General features: G+C 71.8%; 14 protein-coding genes. 2 read left to right on the top strand and 12 right to left on the bottom strand.

Annotation, left to right across the window (positions count from 1 at the left end; all coding sequences use genetic code 11):
* Nucleotides 1-38: 38 nt before the first annotated feature.
* On the top strand, nt 39-632 hold the full coding sequence (locus BCL76_RS00530; RefSeq protein ID WP_375137881.1) for a hypothetical protein: 594 nt from the start codon (nt 39-41) through the stop codon (nt 630-632).
* A gap of 66 nt (nt 633-698) precedes the next feature.
* Here BCL76_RS00530 and BCL76_RS00535 read toward each other — a convergent pair whose 3' ends face one another.
* Nucleotides 699-887 carry a DUF6381 family protein gene (locus tag BCL76_RS00535; protein ID WP_109777269.1) on the bottom strand — a complete coding sequence of 63 codons (189 nt, stop codon included), beginning with the start codon at nt 885-887 and terminating at the stop codon, nt 699-701.
* A gap of 232 nt (nt 888-1,119) precedes the next feature.
* On the opposite strand from BCL76_RS00535, the gene BCL76_RS00540 reads away from it, so the two are divergent.
* A complete protein-coding gene (locus BCL76_RS00540) occupies nt 1,120-1,518 on the top strand; it encodes a TraR/DksA family transcriptional regulator (protein ID WP_109777270.1) in 399 nt (132 codons plus the stop codon).
* A 47-nt stretch (nt 1,519-1,565) separates the two neighbouring features.
* Here the strand turns inward: BCL76_RS00540 and BCL76_RS00545 are convergent, their stop codons facing one another.
* From BCL76_RS00545 to BCL76_RS40270, 11 genes are all read right to left on the bottom strand, one after another.
* Nucleotides 1,566-2,807 carry a PP2C family protein-serine/threonine phosphatase gene (locus BCL76_RS00545; protein WP_109778258.1) on the bottom strand — a complete coding sequence of 414 codons (1,242 nt, stop codon included), beginning with the start codon at nt 2,805-2,807 and terminating at the stop codon, nt 1,566-1,568.
* A 492-nt stretch (nt 2,808-3,299) separates the two neighbouring features.
* Nucleotides 3,300-3,755 (bottom strand): SRPBCC family protein, encoded by a 456-nt coding sequence (locus tag BCL76_RS00550; protein WP_109777271.1) that lies wholly within the window; start codon nt 3,753-3,755, stop codon nt 3,300-3,302.
* 50 nt (nt 3,756-3,805) lie between these two features.
* On the bottom strand, nt 3,806-5,173 hold the full coding sequence (locus BCL76_RS00555) for an MFS transporter (protein WP_109777272.1): 1,368 nt from the start codon (nt 5,171-5,173) through the stop codon (nt 3,806-3,808).
* Nucleotides 5,174-5,308: 135 nt separating this feature from the next.
* The gene (locus BCL76_RS00560) at nt 5,309-5,722 is read right to left on the bottom strand and encodes a PaaI family thioesterase (RefSeq protein ID WP_109778259.1); all 414 of its coding nucleotides are present in this window, start codon (nt 5,720-5,722) and stop codon (nt 5,309-5,311) included.
* A gap of 46 nt (nt 5,723-5,768) precedes the next feature.
* Entirely contained in the window at nt 5,769-7,793 is a 2,025-nt protein-coding gene (locus BCL76_RS00565; protein ID WP_109777273.1) for an NADPH-dependent 2,4-dienoyl-CoA reductase, read from the bottom strand.
* Nucleotides 7,794-7,939: 146 nt separating this feature from the next.
* The gene (locus tag BCL76_RS00570; protein WP_181382383.1) at nt 7,940-8,587 is read right to left on the bottom strand and encodes a DUF4328 domain-containing protein; all 648 of its coding nucleotides are present in this window, start codon (nt 8,585-8,587) and stop codon (nt 7,940-7,942) included.
* 145 nt (nt 8,588-8,732) lie between these two features.
* Nucleotides 8,733-11,756 (bottom strand): alpha-mannosidase, encoded by a 3,024-nt coding sequence (locus BCL76_RS00575; RefSeq protein ID WP_109777275.1) that lies wholly within the window; start codon nt 11,754-11,756, stop codon nt 8,733-8,735.
* 118 nt (nt 11,757-11,874) lie between these two features.
* Entirely contained in the window at nt 11,875-12,753 is an 879-nt protein-coding gene (locus BCL76_RS00580) for a carbohydrate ABC transporter permease (protein WP_109777276.1), read from the bottom strand.
* Nucleotides 12,750-13,643 (bottom strand): carbohydrate ABC transporter permease, encoded by an 894-nt coding sequence (locus BCL76_RS00585; RefSeq protein WP_109778261.1) that lies wholly within the window; start codon nt 13,641-13,643, stop codon nt 12,750-12,752. Before BCL76_RS00585 ends, BCL76_RS00580 begins: the two co-directional genes overlap by 4 nt.
* An 89-nt stretch (nt 13,644-13,732) precedes the next feature.
* Nucleotides 13,733-15,067, bottom strand: a complete 1,335-nt coding sequence (locus tag BCL76_RS00590) for an ABC transporter substrate-binding protein (protein WP_258309157.1) — start codon at nt 15,065-15,067, stop codon at nt 13,733-13,735.
* A gap of 400 nt (nt 15,068-15,467) precedes the next feature.
* Entirely contained in the window at nt 15,468-16,256 is a 789-nt protein-coding gene (locus BCL76_RS40270; protein ID WP_309136785.1) for a VOC family protein, read from the bottom strand.
* Nucleotides 16,257-16,448 lie beyond the last annotated feature (192 nt).

Raw genomic sequence — 16,448 nt, forward strand, 5'->3', positions numbered from 1 at the left:
GGAACGGGTACGGGTGGGGCGTGGGATGCGAACGCCTGATGTTCGACGGCTGGATCGCCGCCGTCGGCACGGGGTCGGGTACACGGGTGATCGTGGGCCACTGGCCGAGGTCGCCCTTCGGGCCGTTCAGTGACGTGATGCTGGAGCGCGCCGACGGGTGGCGCACCCTGGTGGCGCCCACGACCCGGACGGCGGAGTACATCGCCGGCACCTACCACTTCGACGAGGTCCGGACGGACCCGGTGACCGTGCGGACGGGCGACGGCGCGTGGGACGTCGCGGCGGGACCCCTGGACCTGCGCTTTCGGGTCGGGCGCCAGGGAGCCCTCGGTCTGGTCCTGCGGGCCGTCCCCCGGCCGCTCGCTCGGCGGCCGCTGTGGGCGGCCGTGACGGACGTGCCCGCCCGCCTGATGACCGGCGTACGCACCCGGGGCAGCTCCCGCCCCGGATGCCGCCAGTGGTACGCGGCGGGCGGCCTGTGGCCGATCGTGACCGCCCGAGCCTCCTTCGGTGGGACCGACCTCGGCGCACTGGCTCCCGTCGTCCCGCCCGTGCGCTTCGGCTTCGCGTCGGCCCCCGCGTCGCCGGCGCTGGTGCGGGTGCTCTCCACCGTCGAACACGCTGTCGCCTGAGCCCGCGCGGCACACGTCGCGCTCGGCCCGTCGCGCTCGCCCGTCGCGCCGGCCCGTCGCGCGCCCTTACATGGGGTCCATCGTGGCGCTCTCCGGGCCACCCAGCTCCTCGCACCTCACGCGGATGGCCACGGCCTTCTCCATCAGCTGCTGCCGTTCCGCGGCGTCGTCGGCCCGCTGCGCCCTCAGTTCCAGTGCCTCGGCTTCCCGGCGCATCCTCACGACCTCTTCGCTCCACTGCTTGTCGCTGCTCATCTTCGATCCTCCGGCGTGTGGTGGTCACCGCTCGTCGGCATGCCGTGACGAACCGGTTCCATGCCGCGCCTACCCCCGTCCCGGCGGGGCTGACACGGAAGGCCACGCTGTTTCGAGAGGGTGGCCCCTGCACCGTTCCACGCGGTACGCCCGCCCGCAACGCCCGCGCGGCGGACAGGTGAGCCCCGGCCCACCAGGGAATCGGGGGTCGCGGGCCGGCGTTGTGCCACGCATGGCTGATGCGTCCCCGCACGACCGTGACGAGCGCGACCCGTCGGTCCTCGCGAGCGCCCGCGCGCGTCTGGCTGCCGATCGCGCCGACACCCTCGCGCGGACGGCGGCGCTGGGCCGCGACTTCGACGGGATCGTCGCGGCGAACGCCTTGATCGCGGTCGACGACGAGCACGACCCCGAAGGAGCCTCCACCGCCTTCGAGCGGGCCCACGTCGCCGCCCTGCTGGTGCAGGCCCGCGAGCACCTCGAAGAGCTCGACCGAGCACTGCGACGGCTCGAACGCGGCGAGTACGGACGGTGCGAGAGCTGTGGCAGGACGATTCCGCCCGAGCGCCTGGAGATCCGTCCGGCGGCGACCACGTGCGTGCACTGCGCCCGTTCCGCCCCCCGCCGCTAGGCCGTCTCTTCCGGATCTTTGTCGGGCTCACGGACCTACGCGGCGGATCACGGCTCCGTGCGTGGCGTGGCGGTGGGCAGGCCCAGCCGGTGGTGGGCCGACAGCCGTCCGCCTTCCGGGCCCAGCCATTCGGCGACCAGCACGGTGGCGTCGTCCGCGAGGCGCCCGGAGTGGTGTGTCACGATCGCCCCCATCAGGCGGCGCAGCGTCTCGGGGACGGGCAGGCCGTCGCTGTGTTGGCGGATGAGGAAGTCGACGAAGCCTTCGAGCCCGAATTCCCGGCCCTCGGCGTTACGGGCCTCGGTGATGCCGTCCGTGTAGAGCACGATGCGGTCCCCCGGCTCGAGTTGTTCCTGGCACAGGACCGTTTCCAGATCGAGGTCGGTTCCCATCGGGTGGCCGGGCGGACATTGGAGCCGGGCCATCCAGCGGCCACCGCGGATGATCACCGGGGAGTGGTGGCCGCGGTTGACCCAGGAGAAGGTGCCGGTGGTGGTGTCGAGGTCGGCCAGGACCGCGGTCACGTACCGCCGCCGGTTGAACTCGGTGAGCAGGCTCCGTTCGATCGCGACGGAGGTCTCGATCAGGCCCATCCCCTGACGTCGGTGGTTGCGGCAGGCCGCGACCGCCAGATTGGCGGTGACCCCGGCCGAGGTGTCGTGCCCCATGGCGTCGAAGATGCCCAGGTGGAGGATGTCGCCCGCGCGTGCGTAGTCGAAGGCGTCCCCGCCGATCTCGTACGCGGGCTCGAGTACGGCTCCCACCACCACCCGGGCGTCGGCGTAGGTGGTGGGCGGCATGAGATGCCATTGCATCTCGGCGGCGACGTTCATGGGCCGTGTCCGTACGAGACGGGCGTGGTCGTCGCTGGAGCCGCGTTTGCTGACCACCAGGAGGGCCACCAGGGTGGCGAGCCGGGCGAGTTCCTCCGCGGTGGCCGGACCCTCGGCGGGAGTCCGGGCCCTGAGTACTCCCAGCCGTTCCGTGCCGTCCAGCAGCGGGATCCACCAGACCGCGGGATGCTCCTGTGTCGTCTGCGGCAGCGCCCGGCCGAGCTGGAAGCAGCGTCCGGCCATCGTCGTGGCCACCGGCAGTTCGCGCTCACCGCTCGGCGCGCCCGCTCCGCCGCCGGTGCGGCGGCCGTCCAGCAGCGTCAGCACGTCCTCCTGGATGTCGCACAGGTAGATCGCCACGTCGTCGAAGCCGGCGCCGGAAGCGTGGGAGGCGACCTGCCCCGCCAGGTCCTCCCATGCCATCAGATGGCTGGCTTCCAGCAGACCGCCCAGCATCCCCAGAACGGTGCGCGCGCGTTCTTCACCGGCCGGCGTCGACGGCGCGTCGTCCGGACGGGCCGCGGTCATCGCGCGTCCGTTTCCGCGATGGGGCCTCGCACCGGGCGGATCCCGGGCCGGCGGCCCGTGCCGGTGGCTCGGGAGCCGGGCGGGTGGCAGCGACCAGGCCGGTGTCCGATCTTCCGGTGCTCCGGCGTCGGCGGAGGAGAGATCGGCGCGGTCGTCGTCACCATGCGGGCCCTTTGCGTCGGGGGGCGGGGGTATGGGGCCGGCGCGCCGGTACCCGACCTCCAGCACCTCGCGCTCCGTCTCGGGCGTTGCCCACACCCGCAGGCCGTCCGCCGTGGTAGTCGAGGTGTGGAAGCCGGCTCGGCGCAGGACCTGCCGGATCCGCTCGCACCCGTTTCCCCTGTCCCGTCGTCGGGAGGATCGGCGTCCGTCGTGGCCTGAGGGGGATGCACAGGTCCAGTTCGGCGAGCCGGCGAAGCGTCAGCGGGGAGGGAGGGACGCCTCGGCGGCCGCCTTGATGCGCCGGCCGAAGTCGGGGGCGTCCTTGCGGGCCGCGCCGACGGCCAGGCCGACGAGCAGCTTGCCGATCCCGTGGCCTTCGAGGGTGTTGAAGATGCGGACCCGGGTGCGGTCGCCGGGGAGGGGTTCGAGGTCGTAGCCGCCCTCCGCGGTGACGAGGTTGCGGCTCTGCTCCTTCCAGCGGATCAGGTGCGGTGCGTCCAGGCCGACGATGCGGAACTCGCGGCCGGTCTTCATCCCGGCGTCCTTGACCGTGCTGCGGAAGACCGTGCCGAGGGCCGTGGGACCGTCCGGGGTCTTGGTGATCTCCTGGACGCGGGGGCTGAACTCGGGGTCGTGCCGTCCGTCGGCAAGGTAGGCGAACACCGCCTCCACCGGTCGGTCGATCTCGACACTCGCCTCGAACTGTCCGGACATGTGTGCTCCTCGGTGCGGCTACCTGGGGACCACGATCGCAGAGCGGCAGCTCACGCGCGCGCCGACGGCCCCGCGGCCGGCTCCTGGTCCGGGGCGGCGGGCTCGGCCGCGGCCACGCCCGCGCGGCTCCCGCGCAGCGGGGTCAGCAGACCACCGCCCAGGATCAGCAGGCACAGCGCCCCGCCCGCGAGACTGACCGCGGGGACCCCGTGGCGGGCGGCCAGCAGCGTGAGCACGGCTGCGCCCACCGGGCCCGAGGCGTTGTGCACCGTCCAGAACGCGGACGTGACCCGGCCGAGCAGATGGTCCGGGGTCACCTCCTGGCGCAGGGTCATGGTGCAGATCCCGCCCAGGGTGATCCCGAACATGAAGACGGCGGCCAGTGCGGCGATCACCGGCACGCTGCGGCTGACGCCCGTCACCGTCACGCCGACGGCGATCATCGCGATCGAGGCGAGCCAGCACGTGCCGAAGCCGAGGACCCGGCGCAGTCGGCCCGCGCTCAGGGCCGCGGCGACGGACCCGGCCCCGCTGACGGCGATCACGTAGCCGAGGGTGGCCGCGTCCCGGCCGAGGTCGTGCTGGACCCGGTAGATCAGCAGGTCGGTGGCGCCCATGGTGACGAAGGTCAGCAGGGTGAGCTGGATGGTGAGCGGGCGCAGCAGCGGGTGTCCCCACAGGAAGCGGAAGCCGACCACGAACATCTCCCGCAGCACGCCGGCCCCGGCCTTCGCCGCGACCCCGTCCACGTCCACGTCCACGGCCCCGCCCCCGGCCTCGTCCACGGCCTTGTCGGCGCCGTCGCCGGCCGGGCGCGCGGTGAACCTCACCCAGCCCAGGCTCGCGGCGGAGACCAGGAACGTGGCTCCGTCCAGGGCCAGTGCCCAGTCGGCGCCCACTCCGGCCGTCAGGAAGCCGGCCACGACCGGCCCGAGCAGGCTCCCGAGGGCGAAGGTGCCCATCAGCCGTCCGTTGGCGGCCGTGAGGTCCTGGGTACGCACCAGTTGGGGGATGGCCGTCACGTACGCGACGTCGAACAGCGTCTTCAGTACGGCGGCGAGTGCGGTCAGCACGTACAGCAGCCAGACCTGCGGCCCCGCGAGCCACCAGACAAGCGGAACCGAGCCGAGCAGCACGGCCCGCGCCAGATCGCAGACGATCATGAGCCGGCGGCGGTCCACCCGGTCCACCACGTATCCGGCGAACACCCCTGTGCCGATGGCGGTGGCGCCGGAGACGACCGTGACGAGGCCCATCTGGACGATGGATCCGGTGGCGTGGAGAACGAGCAGCGGGAGCGCGAGCAGGGAGACGGACCCGCCGAGCACGGACAGCGCCTGGCCGAGCCAGAAGACGGTGAAGTCCTTGTTCCGCCGCAGTGGCGGAACAAGATCATGTGGTGTGGATGCCGCCGAGATGGTCCCGCTCCCCCGTGCCCGCCGGCCGCCCTCGTGGTCGACCGTCGGCGCGAGCGTAGGCGAGCCGGTACCCCACCCGCCAACGTGTTTTCGCCCCGCCTCCGCCGGTCCCGGAGGGGGTGCTGCCCAGGGGCGCTAGCCGAGCAGGGCGTACACCGTGGAGGCCGTGGCCGCCGGGTCCGTGGCGCCCTCGGGGGTCAGGGTGATGTCGGCGAAGGCCATCCGCTTGCCGAGCTTGGTGACCCGTACGTGGATCAGTACGTCGGCCCCGACCACCGGCCGCTGGAAGCTGGTGGACTGCTGGACGGTGGTCATCGGTCCGTAGGTCCCGCGGGCGGCGGAGATCGCGATGACGGTGGCCGTGTCGGCGGCCGCCATCATGGCCTGGCCCGAGAGGCCGCCGCCGTCCCGGGCGAGCTCGTCGGACCAGGGCAGCCGCAGTACGGCGTGCCGCTCCCCGGTCTCCTCGACGGTCAGTCCGAGGGCGAGCACCCAGGGGGCGAAGTTGTCGGTCAGGATCTTGTCTGCGTCTGCGGGTGAGATCGTCACCGGGCGATTGTGGCGGTCCCGGCGGACCGCCACAATCCCCTTTCGGTCAGAGGCCGGCGGCCAGTTCCGTGCCCTGCCGGATGGCCCGCTTGGCGTCGAGCTCGGCGGCCACGTCGGCGCCGCCGATCAGGTGGGCCTCGACGCCGGCCGCGCGCAGGGCCTCGTACAGGTCGCGGCGCGGTTCCTGGCCCGTGCACAGGACCACCGTGTCGGCGGGCACGAGGTGCTGTTCGCCGCCGACGGTGATGTGCAGGCCCTGGTCGTCGATGCGGTCGTACGTGGCCCCCGCGACGGAGACGACGCCGCGGTGCTTGAGCTCCGCGCGGTGGATCCAGCCGGTGGTGGTACCGAGGTCCTTGCCGACCTTGGTGGCCTTGCGCTGGAGGAGGTGGACCTGGCGGGGCGGCGCGGGGCGCTCGGGGGTGGTGAGCCCGCCGGGGCCGGTGTAGGTGGTGTCCACGCCCCAGTGGCGGAAGTAGACGTCGGGGTCCTGGGAGGCGCCCTCGCCGCTGTCGGTGAGGAACTCGGCGACGTCGAAGCCGATGCCGCCGGCGCCGACGACCGCGACGCGCTCGCCGACGGGTACGCCGTCGCGGAGCACGTCGAGGTAGCTGACGACGTTGGCGTGGTCCACGCCCTCGATGTCGGGGGTGCGGGGGGTGACGCCGGTGGCGACGACGACCTCGTCGTAGCCCTGGAGGGTCTCCACGTCGGCGCGGGTGTTCAGGCGGACCTCGACGCCGGACTCCACCAGCTGGGTGCCGAAGTAGCGGATGGTCTCCTCGAACTCCTCCTTGCCGGGGATGCGGCGGGCGACGTCGAGCTGGCCACCGATGTGACCGGAGGCCTCGAAGAGGGTGACGGCGTGGCCGCGGCCGGCGGCGGAGACGGAGCAGGCGAGACCGGCCGGACCGGCGCCGACGACGGCGACGCGCTTCTTGGTCCGGGTCGGGGACAGCACGAGCTCGGTCTCGTGGCAGGCGCGCGGGTTGACCAGGCAGCTGGTGATCTTGCCGCTGAAGGTGTGGTCGAGGCAGGCCTGGTTGCAGCCGATGCAGGTGTTGATGGTCTCGGAGCGGCCGGCGGCGGCCTTGGCGACGAAGTCGGCGTCGGCGAGGAAGGGGCGGGCCAAGGAGACCAGGTCCGCGCGGCCGTCGGCGAGCAGTTCCTCGGCGATCTCGGGGGTGTTGATGCGGTTGCTGGTGACGAGGGGGACGCTCACCGCGCCCATCAGCCGCTTGGTGACCCAGGTGTAGGCGCCGCGCGGGACGGAGGTGGCGATGGTGGGGATGCGCGCCTCGTGCCAGCCGATGCCGGTGTTGATGATGGTGGCGCCGGCCGCCTCGATCTCCTTGGCCAGGTGCACGACCTCGTCGAGGGTGGAGCCGCCGGGGATGAGGTCGAGCATCGAGAGGCGGTAGACGATGATGAAGTCCTCGCCGACGGCCTCGCTGGTGCGCCGGACGATCTCCAGCGGGAAGCGCACGCGGTTCTCGTAGGCGCCGCCCCAGCGGTCGGTGCGCTTGTTCGTGGCGGCGGCGATGAACTCGTTGACCAGGTAGCCCTCGGAGCCCATGATCTCGACGCCGTCGTAGCCCGCGAGCTTGGCGAGGCGGGCGGCGCGGACGAAGTCCTCGACGGTGGCCTCGACCTCGGCGTCGGTGAGCTCGTTCGGGACGAAGGGGCTGATGGGGGCCTGGATGGCGCTGGGGGCCACCAGGTCCTTGTGGTAGGCGTAGCGGCCGAAGTGGAGGATCTGCATCGCGATCTTCCCGCCCTCGGCGTGCACGGCCTCGGTGATCACCCGGTGCTCGGCGGCCTCGTCCTCGGTGGTGAGGCGGGAGCCTCCCTCGAAGGGGCGGCCGGCGTCGTTCGGGGAGATGCCGCCGGTGACGATCAGGCCGGCGCCGCCACGGGCGCGCTCGGCGTAGAAGGCGGCGAGCCGCTCGAAGCCGCCCTGGTGCTCTTCGAGGCCGGTGTGCATCGAGCCCATGATCACGCGGTTCGGCAGGGTGGTGAAGCCGAGGTCCAGGGGGCTCAGCAGGTGCGGGTACCGGCTCTGGGAACTCATGAGGGGCGCCTCCTCGCGCGGGGGTGATGAACCTGTTCTAGCGAGGGGAGGCCTGTTTTGCAACTAGGTGCAAAATCGGGTGGAGGTCCGCGGGCCCGGGATTCCCCAGGGGCGGCGGGCCGGCCCGGCAGCGGCTGTGGCGGAGTTCACGCCCGTGACTGCAGCGCGGAGAGCCTGCGCACCCAGACGACGGCGAGGAGCGCCGCCACGGCGTAGAGCAGGTCCGACGCCATGCCGACCAGCACGGAGGTGCGCGCCTCGGCGACCCGGCCGGTGGCCAAGGAGGTCAGCATGGCCGCGCCGAACGTGGCGCACCAGGCCGCGACGGGAGCCATCGAGGCGGAGCCGGACGCGGGTCCGCCGGGCGCCGATTTCGACGCACTGGCCGTCCACACCCGCACGGCGATCCCGTACGCGAGGAGGGTCGGTCCCACGAGGGGGATGAACCAGACGCCGATCGCCCAGCCCGCGCCCCGGCGGAACATGTCGGGGGCGAAGACGCCGGCGTTCACCCGGACCCGGTGGAACCAGATGATGAACACCACGGCGGTGGGAACCATCGCCAGCAGCGTCATGCCCATCACCGCGGAGTACAGCGCCCAGGACGGATCCGGGTCCGTGACCCCGTCCAGTGCCCCGTACCGGTCGGCCCCGGCGACCACCATGAGCACGCGGGTCGCGGCGCACACGCCGAGGAGCACCGTGAGCGCGGTGGCCAGGCCCCCGGGCGACAGGATCGACGAACGGACCGGGGGCGGTCCGAGCGGAGGCAGCGATCGGGTACCGAAGGACATGACGGGAAACCCCCAGGGCGCACGATGACATGGCGAAGCCCGCCGACGCGGGCGGGCAGCCAGGAACATACGGCACGCTCGCGATCACCGTCCAAGCGAAAGGAACCCCGGCCCCGGTGGGCCGGGCCGGGGTCCCTCCGGGCGGTCAGGCGCGGCGCAGGCGGACCGTGACGATCTGGAAGGGGCGCAGGGTGAGCGGGACGAGGCCCTCCGGGGTGGCGACCCCCACCGCCGTGCCCGACAGCGGGCGCTCCAGCAGGTCGCTCTCCACGGCCTCCGCCAGCGGGAAGTCGGCGGCGAGGGTGGCCCGGGCGCGGCCGCCGCGGGACTCGTAGAGGCGGACGATCACGTCCCCGCTGCGGTCCTCGGCGAGTTTGACCGCCTCGACCACCACCGCGTCCTCGTCGACGGCGACCAGCGGGGCGACCGGTCCGGCCCCGGGGACCACCCGCTCGGGCAGGTTCAACGCGTGGCCCTCACGGACCGCGTCCCCGATGCCGGCGCCGGGCGCGAGCGAGAAGCGCAGGGTGTGGGAGCCCTGGTCGGTCTCCGGGTCGGGGTAGCGCGGGGCGCGCAGCAGGGAGAGCCGGACCGTGGTGGTCTGGCCGCCGTCGGCCCGTACGTCCCGGGTCACGTCGTGCCCGTACGTGGAGTCGTTGAGCAGCGCCACCCCCCAGCCGGGCTCTTCCGCGTGGATCCAGCGGTGGGCGCAGATCTCGAACTTCGCCGCCTCCCAGGAGGTGTTGGTGTGGGTGGCCCTGTACACGTGCCCGAACTGTGTCTCGGAGGCGGTCCGTTCGGCCTTCACGTCCAGCGGGAAGGCGGCCTTGAGGAACTTCTCCGTCTCGTGCCAGTCCACGTCCGTGACGATGTCGACCGTTTTGGCCCCGGCCCGCAGCGTGATCTGCTGGACGGCCGCCGACCGTCCGAAGGAGCGGGTCACGCGGACGGTCGCCGCTCGCGGGCCGCTCCCGGTGACCTCCAGCCGGTCCAGCTGCACGAGGTCGGTGACCCGGTTGCGGTAGAACGCGTCGATGTCCCAGGCGTCCCACATGTTCGGGAAGTCGGGGTGGATCTGGAGCAGGTTCGCCGCCGTGCCCGGGGCGATCGTCTCCCGGCGCGCCTCCAGGTCGTAGACGGAGACGATCAGGCCGCGGCTGTCGATCTCCACCAGCAGTCGGCCGTTGGCCAGGATGTGCCCGCCGCCGTGCCGCTCCTCCACCGTGACCGGCTCCCGCGCCGCGGCCGGACGGCCCGCCCCGCCGGCCGGGACGCCGCGGCGGGCGTGCGGGGCGCAGTTGAAGACGAGCTCCTCGGTGCCCTGACCGGCGAGGGCCTGCTGCGCGGCGAGGGTGATCCCCTGGAGCTCCTCGCGCAGGGCCGCGTACGTCTCGCGCGCCTCGCGGTGCACCCAGGCGATGGACGAGCCCGGCAGGATGTCGTGGAACTGGTGGAGCAGCACGGTCTTCCAGATCCGCTCCAGTTCCTCGTACGGGTACGCGTACTCCGCGACCCGCACCGCGGCGGTCGCCGCCCACAGCTCGGCCTCACGCAGCAGCGACTCGCTGCGCCGGTTGCCCTGCTTGGTCTTGGCCTGGGAGGTGTAGGTGCCGCGGTGCAGTTCCAGGTAGAGCTCACCGGCCCAGACGGGAGCGTCCTGGTACTCGGCGTGGGCCTTCTCGAAGAAGGCGTCGGGGCGCTCGATCCGGACCTTCGGGGAACCCTCCAGGTCCCGCTGGCGGCGGGCGCGGGCGAGGTGTTCGCGGGTGGGGCCGCCGCCGCCGTCGCCCCAGCCGAAGGGGACGAGCGAGCGCGAACCGTGGCCCTTCTCGCGGTAGTTGCGGGCGGCGTGGGCGAGTTGGGCGCCGCCCAGGTCGCTGTTGTAGGTGTCGACGGGCGGGAAGTGGGTGAAGACGCGGGTGCCGTCGATGCCCTCCCACCAGAAGGTGTGGTGGGGGAACCGGTTGACCTGGGACCAGGAGATCTTCTGGGTCAGGAACCACTTGGAGCCGGTGAGCTTGACGATCTGCGGCAGCGCGGCGGTGTAGCCGAAGGAGTCGGGGAGCCAGACGTTCTGCGTCTCGATGCCGAACTCGTCGAGGAAGAACTTCTTGCCGTAGAGGAACTGGCGGGCCATGGCCTCGCCGCCGACCATGTTGGTGTCGGACTCCACCCACATGCCGCCGACCGGCACGAACTGCCCGTCCGCGATCTTCTTCTTGATCCGCTCGAAGAGCTCGGGCCGGTAGGTCTTGATCCAGTCGAGCTGCTGCGCCTGGGACATCGCGAAGACGAACTCGGGGTTCCGGTCCATCAGGTCGACCATGTTGGAGGTGGTGCGCGCGACCTTGCGGACCGTCTCGCGCAGGGGCCACAGCCACGCGGAGTCGATGTGGGCGTGGCCGACCGCGCTGATCCGGTGCGCGGAGGCGTTGGCCGGGGCGGCGAGCACCCCGGTCAGGCAGCCGCGGGCGGCGGCCGCGGTGCCGGGCACGTCGCCGAGGTCGAGGGTGTCCAGGGCCGCGCCGAGGGCCCGCAGGATCTCGTGCCGGCGGGCGTCGGCGGTGTCGAGCTGGGTCATCAGGTCGTAGAGCACCTCCAGGTCCTGGACCAGCTCCCAGACCTCGGTCTCGAAGACGGTGAGCTCCATCCGGGCGAGCCGGTACAGGGGTCGGTCTCCGCTGGTGGGCAGGTCCCCCTCGTAGGTGACCGCGTGGTCGACCAGGACCGGGTTGGAGGCCGCCTCGACGTACCACTCGATCTCTTCGCCGCCTTCGGCGCGATCGGCCACGCGGACCCAGTCGTTGTACGGGTTGAGGGCCTTCACCTCGCCGCCGTCGGCCCGGTGGACCAGGCCCTCGCACTGGAATCCGGGCATCATCCGGTCGAAGCCGAGGTCGAGGACGGCTTCCACCGTGCGGCCGGCCCAGTCCGCGGGGACGGTACCGGTGACCTTGAACCAGGTGGTACCCCAGGCCGGGCCCCACGGGTCGCCGATCGCGCAGGGCTCGTAGGTCGCCGCGAGCCCTTCGGCGACGGGGACGGGCTCGCCGGGGGCCTCCCAGCGCTCGACGGTCAGCGGGACCGCGCGGGAGTGGACGGCGGGCTTGACGCGCTCCTTGAGAACCCGGCGGAGGCGGTGTTCGGTGACGCTGCGGTCGTCGTGCATGACGGCTGCTCCAGGGAGGGTGGTCGGTCGGGAGGTGTCGTACGGGGGTGCCGGTCGGGCGGTGCTGGTACGGGGGTGCCGGTCGGGCGGTGTCGGTAGGGATGGTGGGCGGGCCGGCTCAGAGCTTGACGGCTCCCTCGCCCACGCCCTTGAAGAAGAAACGCTGGAGGGCGAAGAAGAGCAGCATCATCGGGACGAGCGCGGCCATCGCGCCGGCCGCGACCAGCCGCTGGTCGTTGACGGTGGTGGCGCCGGCCAGGGTCTTCAGGCCGAGCTGGAGGGTGTAGTGGTCGCTGTTCGTGAGGACGAGCAGGGGCCACAGGAAGTCGTCCCAGGCGCCCATGAAGCTGGTGATGCAGACGACGGCCAGGGCGCCCTTGGCGGCGGGCAGGAAGACCCGGGTGAAACGCGTCCATTCGCCCGCCCCGTCCAGGACGGCGGCCTCCTCGACCTCCCGGGGCACGGCCAGGAAGGCCGCCCGCATGATCATGATGTTGAGTACGGAGACCGCACCGGGCAGCCACACGCCGATGAGGGTGTCGAGAAGCCCCATCTCGCGGACGGTGAGGAACATCGAGATCATCACGGACTCGAAGGGGAACATCAGGGTCGCCACCAGCACGGTGAAGACGATCCGACGGCCCTTCCAGGCGGCCCGGGACAGGGCGTAGCCGCCCATCGCGGAGAAGAGCATGTTCGAGGTGATCGCGAGCACGGCGACGGTGAGGGTGTTGCCGACGTACTGCGCCAGCGGGAAGGACTCGGCGACCCGGACGTAGTTGTCGAGGGTGGGCCGCGCGGGCAGCACGCCGTCGTACACGTTCTCGGTGCGGCCCCGGATCGAGGTCAGGAACTGCCAGACGATCGGGCCCAGCATGACCACCAGCATCAGCACCAGCGTGGCGTACCGCCCGGCGAGGGCGAGCCGGTGGCGCCGGCGGGCGGCGACGGTACGCCGGTCCGGCCGCCCGGCCCCGGCGGATGACGGTGCGCTCACCGCTCGTCTCCCTTCGACAGCCGGCGGCCCACCAGGCTGAAGCCCAGGGTCAGCAGGAACAGCAGGATGGAGATGGCGGAGGCGTAGCCCGTCTCGCCGGAGAAGCCGAGGCCGACCTGCCTGATCAGGAAGGGCAGGGTGCGGGCACCGCCGCCGGGGCCGCCGCTCTCGCCGCCGAGTATGTAGATCTCGGTGAACACGCGCAGCGCCGAGATGGCGGAGAGCGTGCCGACCAGCAGCATCATGGGCTTCACCTGGGGCACGGTGATGCTGAAGAAGCGGCGGACGGGGCCGGCGCCGTCGATGGCGGCCGCCTCGTGAAGGGTGGCGGAGACGTTCCCGAGGGCCGCGAGGTAGAAGACCATGTAGTAGCCGAGGCCCTTCCACACGGTCACGATCATCGCGGAGACCAGCAGCATCGTGGAGTCCGTCAGGAAGGGGATCGGCTCGGAGACGAGATGCAGCCGCTGGAAGACGGTGTTGACGAGACCGTCGCTGCGCAGCACCCACTGCCAGATCAGCCCGACGACCACGGCGGAGGCGATCACCGGGGTGTAGAAGGCGGAGCGGAAGAAGCCGATGCCGGGGATCTTCGCCTGGACGAGGACCGCGAGGGCCAGCGGCAGGAGGACCAGGCAGGGCACGACCACCACGAGGTACAGCACGCTGTTGCCGGTCGCCACCCAGAAGTCGGGGTCGGCGAAGGCCCGCCGGTAGTTGTCGAGGCCGACGAAGCTGCCGCCGCGCAGGATCTGGGCGTCCGTCAGGGAGAGGATGACGGTGTTGACGAACGGCCAGAGGCTGAACAGCGTCACCATCACGAGGCCGGGCGCGAGGAACAGGTAGGGGGTCCACCACCGGCGGTGGAGCAGTCCCGTCTCGGTCTCCATGGCCCGCAGGGCGCGCCGCCGGCGGGCCGCCGCGCGACGCCGCTCGTGTGCCGCGGTGCGGCTGCGCGGCCGGCCGGCGGCGAGGCCGATCACTTGTCGGCCGCGGCGGCGAGGAGCTTGTTCGCCGCTTCCTGGGCCTTGCGTACGGCGGTCCGGGGGTCCTGTTCGCCTTGGATGGCCTTCTGCATCTCGCGAACGACGGCGTCGCCGACCTGGTTGGTCCACTGGACGGGGGTGTTGGCGTCGAGCGCGGCGGTCTTCAGCTGCTCGGCGCCGACGGCGCGGGCGAGGGTCTCCGCGTCCGTGCCGTCGCCCTTGTCTGAGAAGAACGGGTCGGCGAGCCCTTGGGCGTTGGAGGGGTAGATGGTGGCCTTCCTGGAGAACGCCACCTGGTTGGGGCCGTTGGTGACCCATCGGGCGAACTCGGCCGCCGCGTCGACATGCTTGGTGTCCTTCTTGATGCCGAGCGACTGGGCGTAGATGCCGATGTGGCCGAGTTCGCCGGTGACGGCCCCGGCGACCTGGGTCTTGGCGTAGATCTGCGGGGCGTTCTTCTTGATGTCCTTGACGAAGCCCGGGGAACCCGGACCGAAGACGATCTTGCCGCTGCCGTAGAGCTGGTTGATGTCGTCCGACGTGAGGAGGGACTCCTTGGGCATGGCGCCCTTAACGTACAGGTCCTTCATCCGCTCCACCCACCGGACGGCCTTGTCCGTGTCGAAGGTGAAGCGCTCCCGCTTCTCGTCGAGGAGGGGAATGCCCATCTTCTGCCAGTCCCCGGGCAGTCGGCCCTTGGGGTCGGCCATGAAGGCGGAGTACCGGCCGCCGGACGAGGCGGCGATCCGCTCGGCGTAGTCGAAGAACTGCTCCACGCCGGTCGGCGGCGCGGCCGGATCCAGACCGGCCTTCTCGAAGAGCTCTCTGTTGTAGGTGAGGATCTCCGGGGTCACGTACCAGGGGTACGCGTACACGCTGTCGCCCTTGCCGGGGAGCTTGAACTGCTCCCAGGCTCCCGGCACGTACTCCTTCGCCGACGCGCCGTCGAGGGCGGCCACGTCGGCGAGCATGCCGCGGTCGCCGAGGAGCTGGAAGGAGTCGGTGGAGAGGTTGACCACGTCGGGGAGGGCTCCGGCCTGGGCGTCGGCGACGAGTTTCTCGTTGTAGCCGTCGCCGGGGACGTCCTCCCAGGTGACCTTCACCTCGGGGTAGCGCTTCTCGAAGGCGTCGATGACCCCTTGGACGTAGGCCGTGAAGGTGGGCTTCAGCTGGAGCGTCCGGAAGGTGATCCCACCGGCCACCTCGCCCGTCCGCCGCGCCTCCTTCGCGTCGGTGGCGCCGCCGCTCAGGCCGCACGCGGTGGTCGACAGGAGGGTTCCCGCCGCCAGCAGGACCACAGCGATACGGGTCGGGTTCGAACGGGTCATCGTCGCCGCCTTTGCAGAAGTCCGGCCTCGTCGCCGGAGGCGGTGCCCACGGTCGTCCGAAAGCAAGACCTCGTCAATGAGGCAGGAGGAAGGCCGGCCGGTGACGCATTGGTGCCGAATGGCGCGACCGCGCCGAACAGGTCCCGAAGGCTTCGACCGTGACAGCTTTGAGCTGTACTGATGCGCTTTAGTACAAAGAAGTTCGAGCAAGGCACCGATTCGACGACGAAGCTGCTTGCGCGTCAAACTTGACTTCTTATCGATGGTTCACGACGGGTCCGCACTAATGCGCTTTACCCGCACGCGCGAACCGCTTTGGACGGGTGCCCGCCGCGATGCGCGCGGAGCCGCGATCGCTCGGCCCCCGGCCGGTCTCCGCCTCGCCGCCGCCGGCCGATGGTCACTTGGGCTTGTTGCGGTAGATGCGACGGCCGGCCAGATGCGTGGTGACCGTCTCGCCCCGCCACAGCTTCCGGTCTCCGTCCATCTCGTCCGGAGCGGGCCAGCGACCGCGGCTGATGTCCGACCGGATGCTGTCGGGCTGCAGGCCGGACGCCTCAGCGATCTCGACGACCGTGTATCGGCGGGACGGTTCGAGGGCGGCGGCCTCCCTGGTGTGGTGCTCGCCGAAGAACCGGGCGATGGCCTCCGGGTCGAACTCGATGGTCCTGCCGCGCCTGCCGATGGCGGCCGGCCAGCCGGGATGCCGTCCCCATCGGGGATTCTCCGACAGGTAGCGGGCGCTCATGCCGTAGTGCTCGGCTATCTCGGTGTACGTGACTCCCGGGCGGCCCTCGGGAGGTACGGGCCCGCCGTTCGACGCGCGGGGGCCGGCCCCGACCGCCGGGGGCCGTGCGACGGTACGGGGCTCCGGCGGGACCTGGCCCGGGTGGCTCTCCGCGACGGTGAGGACGACCGTACGGCCGTCCGGGTCGGTCAGCGTGTGCCGGCCCGGCGGCAGGAAGCCGGCGCCGTTCGGCGGGGCGGTGAGGCCGAGGCGCAGGTATCCGGTCTCCGGGCGGCTCGTGGCCGGGTAGAGCTCCAGGACGCCGCCGTCGGCGAGCGTCGCCGCGTAGTGCTCAGGCCCGTTGCCGTGCCGCTCGCGCACGAGGGTGAGGCCGATGCCCCGGTAGAAGTCGCGGCAGGCGTCGAGCCGGTTCGTGTAGATCACGGCGAGTTCGAGGATCATGCTGGCGCTCCTGGTGTGGGATGACTGCGAGCGGATGGTGGGGCCCGGACCGCTCCTCGCAACGACGGTCCTTTCCAGGGCACTTGCTTGCGGGGTCGCCGCACCGCCACCCGAACCCCCGCTCAAGGCAGCCCACTTGGCTCGTCTTCGACTCGGCGCGACACGCGCTGAGCGGGAAGGTCATCTCAAATT

Origin of the sequence: Streptomyces sp. CG 926 (assembly GCF_003148825.1) — a bacterium.
GTDB lineage: Bacteria > Actinomycetota > Actinomycetes > Streptomycetales > Streptomycetaceae > Streptomyces.